General features: G+C 35.5%; 8 protein-coding genes. 6 read left to right on the top strand and 2 right to left on the bottom strand.

The features are described from left to right. Window positions 1–344: 344 nt before the first annotated feature. The 3 genes from ACFIL8_RS05815 (at window position 345) to ACFIL8_RS05805 (ending at window position 4617) form a co-directional block, all read left to right on the top strand. Complete coding sequence (locus tag ACFIL8_RS05815; protein ID WP_375681863.1) at window positions 345–2018, top strand: formate--tetrahydrofolate ligase; 1674 nt, start codon at window positions 345–347, stop codon at window positions 2016–2018. A gap of 185 nt (window positions 2019–2203) precedes the next feature. Then, a complete protein-coding gene (gene rpsU / locus ACFIL8_RS05810) occupies window positions 2204–2437 on the top strand; it encodes a 30S ribosomal protein S21 (protein WP_012754552.1) in 234 nt (77 codons plus the stop codon). Window positions 2438–4056: 1619 nt separating this feature from the next. Then, entirely contained in the window at window positions 4057–4617 is a 561-nt protein-coding gene (locus tag ACFIL8_RS05805) for an SH3 domain-containing protein (RefSeq protein ID WP_375612838.1), read from the top strand. A gap of 46 nt (window positions 4618–4663) precedes the next feature. Here ACFIL8_RS05805 and irrA read toward each other — a convergent pair whose 3' ends face one another. Then, entirely contained in the window at window positions 4664–5176 is a 513-nt protein-coding gene (irrA, locus tag ACFIL8_RS05800; protein ID WP_375612837.1) for an iron response transcriptional regulator IrrA, read from the bottom strand. A 232-nt stretch (window positions 5177–5408) separates the two neighbouring features. Here irrA and fabA point away from each other — a divergent pair, with 232 nt between their 5' ends. Genes fabA through fabI form a run of 3 tightly spaced genes read left to right on the top strand, consistent with a single transcriptional unit; the run spans window position 5409 to window position 8063 of the window. After that, a complete protein-coding gene (fabA, locus tag ACFIL8_RS05795; protein WP_273722474.1) occupies window positions 5409–5918 on the top strand; it encodes a 3-hydroxyacyl-[acyl-carrier-protein] dehydratase FabA in 510 nt (169 codons plus the stop codon). A 57-nt stretch (window positions 5919–5975) separates the two neighbouring features. Beyond that, window positions 5976–7196: a beta-ketoacyl-ACP synthase I gene (gene fabB / locus ACFIL8_RS05790; RefSeq protein ID WP_375628420.1), complete on the top strand. Its 1221-nt coding sequence runs from the start codon at window positions 5976–5978 to the stop codon at window positions 7194–7196. 48 nt (window positions 7197–7244) lie between these two features. Further along, window positions 7245–8063 (top strand): enoyl-ACP reductase FabI, encoded by an 819-nt coding sequence (gene fabI / locus ACFIL8_RS05785; protein ID WP_375610038.1) that lies wholly within the window; start codon window positions 7245–7247, stop codon window positions 8061–8063. Between the two features lie 1846 nt (window positions 8064–9909). Here the strand turns inward: fabI and gpsA are convergent. Next, complete coding sequence (gene gpsA / locus ACFIL8_RS05780; RefSeq protein ID WP_375612834.1) at window positions 9910–10917, bottom strand: NAD(P)H-dependent glycerol-3-phosphate dehydrogenase; 1008 nt, start codon at window positions 10915–10917, stop codon at window positions 9910–9912. Between the last annotated feature and the right edge of the window lie 72 nt (window positions 10918–10989).

Genomic DNA, 10989 nt, shown 5'->3' with positions numbered 1-10989 from the left:
TTCAGTGTGTTGTTGGAAAGAATAAATAAACTACTTCTCAAACGTACTACTATGAAACACTTATGGTATCCATTAATGTCATCAGCATTTGTTGCAAACCAAAGCTTCTTTTCGCAATATTTTTAATTGAATTAAACGTATTTTTACTGCTTAAAAGCAAAAAGATTCTTTTTCCTAAAAAACAATAAAACTCTTCTTGTGCTTCTTTAGCATTATCTCTTGCATGGCATATCATCGATTTCTATGATATCTTAATATTTTTCTGTTCTCTATGAATTTTTCTAATTAATCCATGGAGTACAGATCTCAAACATTAATAAAAGCTGAATTTAAAGAATTTTTCCATGCCTAAAACTGATATTGAAATTGCTCGCACTGCTAAAAAGCAACATATTATTGAAATTGCACAAAAAATTGGTATTTCACATGAAAATCTCATTCCCTATGGTCATGATAAAGCTAAAATTTCTTCTGAATACATAAAATCGCTTAATAAAAATCCAGATGGTAAACTTATCCTTGTCACAGCTATCAATCCCACACCTGCCGGAGAAGGCAAAACAACAACAACAGTTGGACTAAGTGATGCTCTTAATCTTATTGGTAAAAAAACAATAGCTACCTTGAGAGAACCATCTTTAGGTCCCTGTTTTGGTGTAAAAGGTGGTGCTGCTGGTGGTGGTTATGCGCAAGTCATTCCAATGGATGACCTTAATTTACATTTTACCGGTGATTTTCATGCTATTACATCTGCTCATAATCTTCTTGCCGCAATGATAGATAATCATCTTTATTGGGGAAATACTCTAAACATTGATCCACGTCGCATTGTTTGGAAACGCGTTCTTGATATGAATGACCGTGTATTGCGCGATATTGTCATTTCATTGGGGGGCATAACAAATGGTTTTCCACGTCAAACAGGTTTTGATATTACTGTTGCATCAGAAATTATGGCGCTTCTTTGTCTCTCTGAAAATTTAGAAAACCTTACACAAAGACTCAAAAAAATTATTGTTGCTTATCGTTATGATAAAACGCCCATCACCGTTGCTGATCTCAATGCGGAAGGTGCAATGGCAGTTCTTCTCAAAGATGCTATACAACCCAATCTCGTACAGACAATTGAAAATAATCCTGTTCTCGTTCATGGAGGACCTTTTGCCAACATTGCTCATGGTTGCAATTCAGTTATAGCAACAAAAACTGCTTTAAAACTTGCTGATTATGTTGTCACAGAAGCAGGGTTTGGAGCAGATCTTGGAGCAGAAAAGTTCTTCAATATTAAATGTAGGCAAGCAGGTATTGTACCAAATGCTACAGTGATCGTCGCAACTATTCGTGCATTAAAAATGAATGGTGGTCTGGATAAAAATAACCTGACAGAAGAAAATATCACCGCTTTAGAAAAAGGAGCTGCCAATCTTTTACGACACATAAAAAATATGAAGCACTACGGTATTCCTTGTGTTGTGGCTATCAATCATTTTGACAGCGATAGCGATGCTGAAATAAAAACATTACAAAAAATAGTTGCAACAACTGGACACAAAGCTATTATCTGTAAGCATTGGGAACAAGGTGGAAAAGGCGCTATAGAACTTGCACAAGAACTCGTTACCTTGATTGAAAAGCACAATTCTGATTTTAAAGTTCTCTATCAAGATGATATTCCACTCGTTCAAAAAATTAATTGTATTATAACAAAGCTATACGGTGGACGTGGCGCCATCATCTCAGCCCCTATTCTCAAACAACTTGAAACTTGGGAAAAAGAAGGTTTTGGCGTCTACCCTATTTGTATGGCCAAAACACCTTATTCTTTTTCTTCTGATCCCAAGCAATACGGAGCTCCTGTTGATTTTGAAATTCCCATACGAGAAGTTCGTCTCTGTGCGGGAGCCGGCTTTATTGTTGTCATTTGTGGAGATGTTATGACCATGCCGGGACTACCCCATTATCCCACGGCGGAAAAAATTCATCTTGACGAAAATGATCAAATACAAGGACTTTCATAAGTTTATAATCATGAAATCTATCATTCATTATAAAAAGCATTTTATTACAAAAAAAATAGAATTTTTAAAAGCGATATAGACAAATGTCTTATTTATATGATATAAGTTTCTGTCCTTTTGGATATGCCTTTAAAAGGACGTAGGTTTTCCTATTATTTGTGACACTGAAAAAAGCAGGATAAATAGTGCAAGTACTCGTTCGTGATAATAATGTTGATCAAGCGCTCCGCGCGTTGAAAAAAAAGATGCAGCGTGAAGGTATCTTCCGTGAAATGAAAATGCGTAGTTATTATGAGAAGCCATCTGAGAAGCGTGCTCGTGAAAAAGCTGAGGCTATTCGTCGTACACGTAAGCTTGCTCGTAAGCGTGCACAAAGAGAAGGTTTTGTTAGTAACGGACGGACTGTTGCGGTAAAGTAATGTGCTTTATGATATTATATAATTGCATAAGCAATAGATAGTAAGCTACTAGAAAATTTTATCTTCATAGGCAATTGCGATGAATTGCTTGTGTAGGTTTTTATGTACAATGTTATCTAATATGTTAGTTATTTGAAAATAATAAGGTTTCTATCATAGAGGTGGTTTTTATTTCACTCTTATATTTTAAAAATAGATAACAAACTACACTTGAGATATTTAAGCGACTTTTTCCTATGTAAATTGAGTGCGGGGTGTTTTATTATCACTTTTCGCTATAATTTTCTCCTTCTGGATATCTCTTACATCACTGCTTCTTATGTACAAATTTCATGATGAACTTCTTTTTTGTCATTAAATATTCTACATCTTTCGATCATCCTAGGTCTGATTACAAAACAAAAATAACTATCGCAATATGCGATTGTGTGTAAAATATAATATCAAATTCATAATCCTCTTTCCCTTCAGTTATGTAACGAAACGATATAATTCCATAACTTTTTATATCTCTTGATTCTGTCTCTCTAAAGGATGACGAATTTCAACCACTGCACTATAGATTCTTTTTTCTTGATAAATTTCTTCTATTCATCACTTATGTAATTACCCTCATCAGTGTATCGAATAAGCCTTTCTATTTCATTCAACTTTCTTCTATACTGAGTTAGAGAAAAAGAAAATTGACAATAAACAGAGAAAACACTGTATTTTAATATGGATGAATGTGCCTTTTATTACCATTTTTGATGGAAATGTTTTTAAAATTTAAATAACGAGTTAAAGTTTTTAACGCGGAGATTTATTATTATAAGTAATCGTTTTTCATATTAAGTAATAATTCTGAATAACGTAAAGTTTCTCAACACTTTCTCATATTGAATCAATCAAGATTATTTTCTTGTACATCATAAGCGGGATTCGTATGCAAATAGAATAAAAGCTATTTAAGAAAAAACAAAAATGCTTCTTATAAACACTATAAATAATAGGAACTGCATAACATTGAAAGCTGGTAAATAGAACGATGGAGCCAGCTTATCTACCATACGGATAAGCATTATCATGGCATAAGATTAGAGTGTAGAAAATTTTATAAATGAATTATCACGAAAAAGTGTCCTGTTAAAATTAGCCCTTCATATATCAATCTACTCTATAATGTTGCTCATATTTTTACGCTTAAATGTTTTATTTATCGTATTATTTTGTTCATTCAAAACTTCTTTTCAAGCCACACAATAATCCCTTTCTGAACAGCTCTTTGTTCATAGTATGCATACATGCACTTTTACTTTGAGAAACAAACTCAAAAAAGAGATGCAATACTTTAGCCCTAATTTCCTGTACAAAAACTGCCTATGGCTCCAATATACTTTACTGTTTTATCACGCTTACAGCTACATAAAAATCTAATGTTTATTTATATCTACCCCCTCATAAACAAGATAAGCACTAAGAAATACAAACCTTTTGTTTTCCTTATTTTGATATTTTTGTAGCAATTTTTTCATCGTTTAGATCTCTTTAACGAGCAATGTGTCATACTTTTTATCAGTTTCCAGTCTTATCTTTCAGATTTTAAATTTCCAATATATGACGAAATAAAGGAGTTCGGTGTGCAAAATTCTCGTTGGTTTCGCGTTTCAATACTCATATCATGTATCTTAATAGCAATAGTCATTGTATTGGGTTCATCTCATTTGTTGCATGCACAAACATTTAATCAAAATTTAGGGCCCAGTGGTTTACCACTTCCGCGATTTGCTTCGATTAAACCCACCAGCGTTAATGTACGCGTCGGACCAGGAAGCAACTATTCAATCATTTTCACCTACAAAAAGAAGGGCTTACCTATTGAAATCATTCAAGAATATGATCAATGGCGCAAAATTCGTGATGCAGAAGGCGATGAGGGATGGGTGTATCAATCGCTTTTATCGGGAAAGCGAACTGCTATAACTATTCCATGGCAAAAAGATAAAACAAAAAGGCTGATGCTACGAAAAAACCCCACCGACAACGCAGAACTTGTGGCGGAAGTAGAACCTAACGTCATTGGTAACATCCGCCAATGTGATGGACAATGGTGCGAACTAAACATTAATAATACGCGCGGATGGCTTCAGCAACCCCAGTTATGGGGAATCTATCCTGATGAAAAAGTAAAAGGTTGGTGAATACTCAAACTCAACAAGTTTAATTTTTATTCCTCATTGAATATCCTCACTGCCTATCACAAGATTGATTTTTTGGTTTCAATCGCACGATTAAATCAACATGTGAAATTTCCATACCTTCTGGTGGCTTAGGCAAATTTCTAATAATGGGAGCTTCTTCCAAATTATAAGGAATATCAAGAATACGATTTTCGCCTTCTATATAAAAATGGTAGTGATCAGAGGTATTGGTATCAAACCAAGTTTTTGAGCCTTCTACGGCAATAATCCGTAATAATCCCGCTTCCGTAAATTGATGAAGCGTATTATAAACCGTTGCTAAAGATACAGGTACACCTGCCCTCACCGCTTCCTCATAGAGCTCTTCAGCAGTAATATGACGATTTCCTTGAGAAAAAATCATATGTGCAAGTTCCAACCGCTGACGTGTTGGACGCAGACCATTTTGACGCAAATGTTTTTCTAACATAGAAATGGAATAATATTGCACAATTTTTCCACACTCTTTTGTGAACTGCTGCTCTTCATTCATATCTAAATTGTCTGCACTCACTGACATAATTACAAACCCAAATATATTCCTGCTAAATAAGATCAAAATACAAAAAAATGGGAATAGTATGGTGTAATCTTGTATTCCATTTTTAAATAATTACCTATGTAGAATACATAAAAAAAGGCTTTTGTCATTAAAAATGATATAAAATCATTTCCCTCTCTTTAAAATTTGCTCTAAAAGTAGGTTGGGAAAAGCGCAGAAATAAAGATATATGCAAATAAATGGAGTAACAATGGCTGAACAAAAGTCTCGCTACACATATGAAGAGCTTCTAAGCTGCGCTCGCGGCGAAATGTTTGGTAGAGGTAATGCGCAATTGCCAGCACCGCCAATGTTAATGATTCATCGAATCACTCAAATTAGTGAAACTGATGGTAAATACGATAAAGGAATGGTTCGCGCCGAATTTGACATTACACCAGACATGTGGTTCTTTAATTGTCACTTTATAGGCGATCCCGTCATGCCAGGATGTCTCGGACTGGATGGTATGTGGCAATTAACAGGTTTTTTTCTTGGTTGGCTAGGCGAACCAGGCAAAGGAAGAGCAATATCAACAGGTGAAGTAAAGTTATCAGGGATGGTAACTCCACAAACCAAAATTCTTGAATATGAAATAGATTTTAAGCGTATTCGACGTGGAAATTTAGTCTTAGGAATAGCTGATGGGTGGCTAAAAGCAGATGGAGAGACTATTTATAAGGCGAACGATTTACGCGTTGCTTTATTCAAAGAAGATTGAACGTTATTTCCGTCAGAAAGAACTTTTCACTATTCTGTATGGAACGAGGAGGTATGAATGCGTCGAGTTGTTGTAACCGGAATGGGAATTGTCTCCGCAATTGGAAATAATCCTGGAGCTGTTTTAACCAGTTTACGTGAAGCAAAATCCGGAATTTCTTACGCACCTCAATATGCTGAATTAGGCTTTCGTAGCAGAGTTTATGGCAAGCCCGATATTAATATAGAAGAACTCGTAGATCGACGTGCTCTACGTTTTCATGGGCGTGGAACAGCATGGAATCACATCGCCATGGATCAAGCAATTGCTGATGCGGGTCTAGAACCGCATGAAGTATCGAACGAACACACGGGTATTATTATGGGTTCTGGAGGTGCTTCAACACATTCAATCGTAGAAGCTGCTGACATTACACGCCAAAAAGGTCCAAAACGTGTTGGACCTTTTGTTGTCCCTAAAGCGATGAGTTCCACAGCATCTGCAACATTAGCAACTTTCTTTAAAATAAAGGGGATCAATTATTCAATCTCTTCAGCTTGTGCTACCTCCAATCATTGTATTGGTAATGCTTACGAAATGATACAATATGGTAAACAGAAGCGCATCTTTGCCGGTGGCTGCGAAGATTTGGATTGGACACTATCTGTTTTATTCGATGCCATGGGCGCTATGTCCAGCAGATATAATGACATTCCTCACAAAGCTTCACGTGCTTATGATGTTAATCGTGATGGTTTTGTCATTGCTGGAGGTGCTGGCGTTTTAGTCCTTGAAGATTTAGAACTTGCTAAAGCACGTGGTGCAAAAATCTACGGAGAAATCGTTGGATACGGTGCGACATCCGATGGACATGATATGGTTGCCCCATCAGGAGAGGGAGCAGAACGATGCATGCGCATGGCCCTTGCAACAGTCGATAATAAAATTGATTATATCAATCCCCATGCGACAGCAACTCCTGTTGGTGATCCTCCTGAGATAGAAGCTATCCGTCGTGTCTTTGGAGCAGGTGATCAATGCCCCCCCATTTCCGCTACCAAGTCTCTAACAGGACATTCCTTGGGAGCAGCAGGTGTTCACGAAGCAATCTATACATTGTTAATGATGAATCATAATTTTATTTGTGAAAGTGCCCATATTGAAGAACTTGATCCAGCTTTTGCTGATATGCCAATCGTTCGTGAACGACGTGATCATCAACAACTGAATACCGTATTGTCGAATACTTTTGGCTTTGGCGGTACCAATGCAACGCTTGTTTTCCAACGTTATGTATAAACAAAAGCTCTTAGTAATTGAAAAAAGTACGGTCTTACGGAGAATAATATGAAAGGTTTGATGGAGGGCAAACGCGGCCTTATTATGGGAATTGCGAATGACCATTCAATTGCTTGGGGCATTGCCTGTCAGCTCGCACAAGCAGGAGCGGAATTAGCGTTGACTTATCAAGGAAATGCTTTTGGAAAACGTGTTCATCCCCTAGCAGATAAACTTGGCTGCAAATTAGTGCTAGAGTGTGACGTTGAAAAAAGTGAAAATATTGATTACGTCTTTGAGCAACTTGAAAAAGAATGGAAAACAATTGATTTTATTGTCCATGCCATTGGTTTTTCAGATAAAACTCAGCTAAAAGGGCGTTACGTTGATGTTACAACACGTGAAAACTTTCAACGCACGATGGTTATTTCAGCTTATTCCTTTACTGAAATTGCCCAGCGCGCGGGTAAGCTTATGCCCAATGGAGGAACACTTTTAACTCTTACCTATGGTGCTTCACAGCAAGTTGTGCCTAATTATAACATCATGGGTGTTGCTAAAGCAGCTTTAGAAGCTATGGTACGTTATTTAGCAGCGGACTTTGGTCCTCAAAATATTCGTGTCAATGCGATTTCCGCTGGTCCTGTTAGAACTTTAGCAGGTAATGGTATTGCAGCTGCACGGGCAATATTTTCACATCAACGCCGTAATGCCCCATTACGGCGTACCGTAGATATTCATGAAATTGGAAAATCTGCTCTTTATCTACTCTCTGACTTATCATCAGGTGTTACAGGTGAAATCCATTATGTTGATTCAGGCTATAACATCATGTCTATGCCAATACTTGAAGAACTGAAAAAAAGTGACGATTCCCAAGAAGAATAAAATTTATTTCATTGCACTAAAAAAGAAAATCAATCATGTACATAGTGCTTTAATCGGGTATTGAGTACTTTCTCAGCTATATAATAGTGTATTGACTTATAATAATATGACGTAAGGAATATGTGCAAATGTTTGTAAGAATAAGTCAATACAAAACCAGATGTACGATGCCTTGTTTCGCAAAATATTTTATAAAAGCCGGAATATTTCTTCAATCCATGGTTGATAAAGTGTGTATTTTATGACGTTATTTACCTTACTAAAGCATACGCTTTTGCCATTGCTTATAAATCAATATCCAACCCTCATGCCACCGCAGTTTGAAACAGAGATTAGAGAATTATTAAAACCCTTAGTTTCAGCTTTTGTGTAGCAAATTGAAAAAAATATTCCTACCGTTTGATTTATTCTTGAAACGCAAATACAATCTAATTTAGGATGAATATGAAGGCGTAAAGAAATCAATCATTAATCTTACTATTGTTCTTTAATGAAAGCATTGCTCTGATGTGTCAGGTAAAATAGAACACCCAAAAACACTATAGCTGTTTCTCCTTCATGCATTTTTTAAAGATATCTCTCAATGCACGCCATTCCATTTCACAATGGTACCTGTAGAACATATAAAAAATCCTTGTGAAGTACATAAAATCCTTTTTTTACCACCATTTTAATGTTTATACAGATGACAAACCGACACCGTCATTTTACTTGCCATGTTCTAATATTGAAACAACCCTTGACACTTGAGATGATTCATTAGAAGTATCTTTAATAATTTTTATCCACATACTAACCCGCTTGTGACAAGCAAACATATATTTTTAATTAACTCAATACAAAAATAAAATGAATTATTTATATAAATCAATTTTTTATCTTTATAATCACATTATTTTTCAGTTTAAATGACAGCCACAAACAAGTACAATAACATTTTTTCAATCTTAGACTTTCAAAGTTATAATTCCAAAAATCATTTCTTGCATATAAAAAACAGAATTGACATGTGAGAAAATAAAAGGCTTAAATATCTCTACTGAACAGCTTCAAGTGCCAAGAGCTGTCTCACAACATTTGGGGGTGTAATGATGCTCGTCTTCCTCCTTCATAAACATAAAGATGGGGATGTGCACAATAGCTTTATCGGTTACACTATTCACAGTCACCGTCGCAAATTGGACTTAGGATTTTTAAGAGAGGTCTCTTTAAAACAAGCACGTGAATATATAACAGCAATCGTGTTTTTTTGGACGTTCTATTTTACCTGACACATCAGAAAAATGCTTTCATTAGAAAATGAGAAAAATAAAGGTGTGAGATAATCTCCATTATTTAAAAGATATTGCTTTAGATAGCGTAAAACTGAATTTAAAAATGATTGTAGAAATGGGAACAGATTTTCAGCTTTAAAATTTCATCTTCTTCCCAAATTAGATTGTCTTCTTGTTTTAAAGAATTACAAAAACAGAGATTCACAATATCCCTGCCCCGATATTCTTAGCTTATACGTTACATAAATAAGATGCTTCTACCTAATGAGTCTTGTACTATTCTGTTTGCAAATATCATTGTGAGATGAATTTAAGAGACAATAAAAATATCTTGTTCATTACATTACATAAACATGTGTAAGTGGAAACGATAATTTATCTTAAAAGAGATAGCTCTTAGACAAAAGCCAAAACTTTTATATTTCAGCCATGTTTCATAAAGAATCGAATGATATGAATCTATAATTTTCTGGAATATGACTGCCTTATACAACCATCAATAAAATCTATTTTATATGTCTATCATAGCATGTTTCTATTTTTTACGATTGGAATTATTAAAAAACAGGATATTATTGAATTTCGTCCTTGAGGGCGCGGCTTAGTAATGTGTTTGCCGCTTCAGTTATATTTTTACCACAATAGAGAATTTGATAAATTTGTTCTACAATGGGCATTTCTACCCCAATACGCTGCGCCAACGTATATACTTCCTTGGTATTTAAGTATCCTTCCACAACCTGACCAATTTGTTTTTCTGCTTCTTTTATATCTATTCCTTTACCAAGAAGTATTCCAAAACGGCGATTACGCGACTGATTATCAGTACATGTCAAAACCAGATCACCTAAGCCTGTCATTCCCATAAATGTGGAAAGCTCAGCACCCATAGCCTCCCCTAAACGACTGATTTCAGCTAGTCCTCGTGTGATAAGAGCTATTCGTGCATTTGCCCCAAAACCTATGCCATCTGATATTCCTGCACCAATAGCAATAACATTTTTGACTGCCCCCCCTAATTGAACACCAATCATATCTGAACTTTTATAAACTCTAAAACTTTTGTCACAATGAAAAAGTTGCTGCAATTCTTTACCAAACTCAACATCAGAAGCTGCTATCGTCATTGCAGTAGGCCAACCAATAGCTAGTTCTTGAGCAAAAGTTGGTCCAGAAAAAACAGCTAAAGGAATTTTTTCACCTAAAATCTCACGAGCAACCTCTTGTAAGAAACGTCCAGTACCATGTTCTAAACCTTTTGTAGCCCAAATAACGCGTGAATGCTGATCTAAATAAGGCTGAATATTATACAAAACTTGATGAAATACATGGCTTGGAACAGCGATTAATATATTGTGACTTGCCGTTATTGCAGTTTCAAGGGAAGCTTCAAGTAATAAATTTTCAGGAAATCGAACATCGGGTAAATATACTTGATTACAACGTTGTTCCTGTAATTCTTTGATATGTTGAGGACTATATCCCCAAAGTAAAACATTATGACCATTACGGGCAAGAGCTATCGCTAATGCAGTACCAAAAGAACCAGCACCTATAACTGTCATTGCAACGGTTTTCATTAAATTTTCTGATTATTCTCTAAATTTTTGATTTCAATTGCATATTATTATTACAAATAATTTTAATGCTAT

The sequence above is a fragment of the Bartonella sp. AP57NXGY genome (assembly GCF_042195805.1).
Taxonomy (GTDB): Bacteria; Pseudomonadota; Alphaproteobacteria; order Rhizobiales; family Rhizobiaceae; genus Bartonella.
The sequence above is the reverse complement of the archived record's forward strand: the minus strand, read 5'-3'. Positions and strand labels throughout refer to the sequence as shown.

What these genes read in the sequence shown, in the direction of transcription:
- ACFIL8_RS05815 (WP_375681863.1), top strand. Translation starts at nt 345, where the DNA reads ATGCCTAAAACTGATATTGAAATTGCTCGCACTGCTAAAAAGCAACAT.
- irrA (WP_375612837.1), bottom strand. Translation starts at nt 5,176, where the DNA reads ATGTCAGTGAGTGCAGACAATTTAGATATGAATGAAGAGCAGCAGTTC.
- fabA (WP_273722474.1), top strand. Translation starts at nt 5,409, where the DNA reads ATGGCTGAACAAAAGTCTCGCTACACATATGAAGAGCTTCTAAGCTGC.
- fabB (WP_375628420.1), top strand. Translation starts at nt 5,976, where the DNA reads ATGCGTCGAGTTGTTGTAACCGGAATGGGAATTGTCTCCGCAATTGGA.
- fabI (WP_375610038.1), top strand. Translation starts at nt 7,245, where the DNA reads ATGAAAGGTTTGATGGAGGGCAAACGCGGCCTTATTATGGGAATTGCG.
- gpsA (WP_375612834.1), bottom strand. Translation starts at nt 10,917, where the DNA reads ATGAAAACCGTTGCAATGACAGTTATAGGTGCTGGTTCTTTTGGTACT.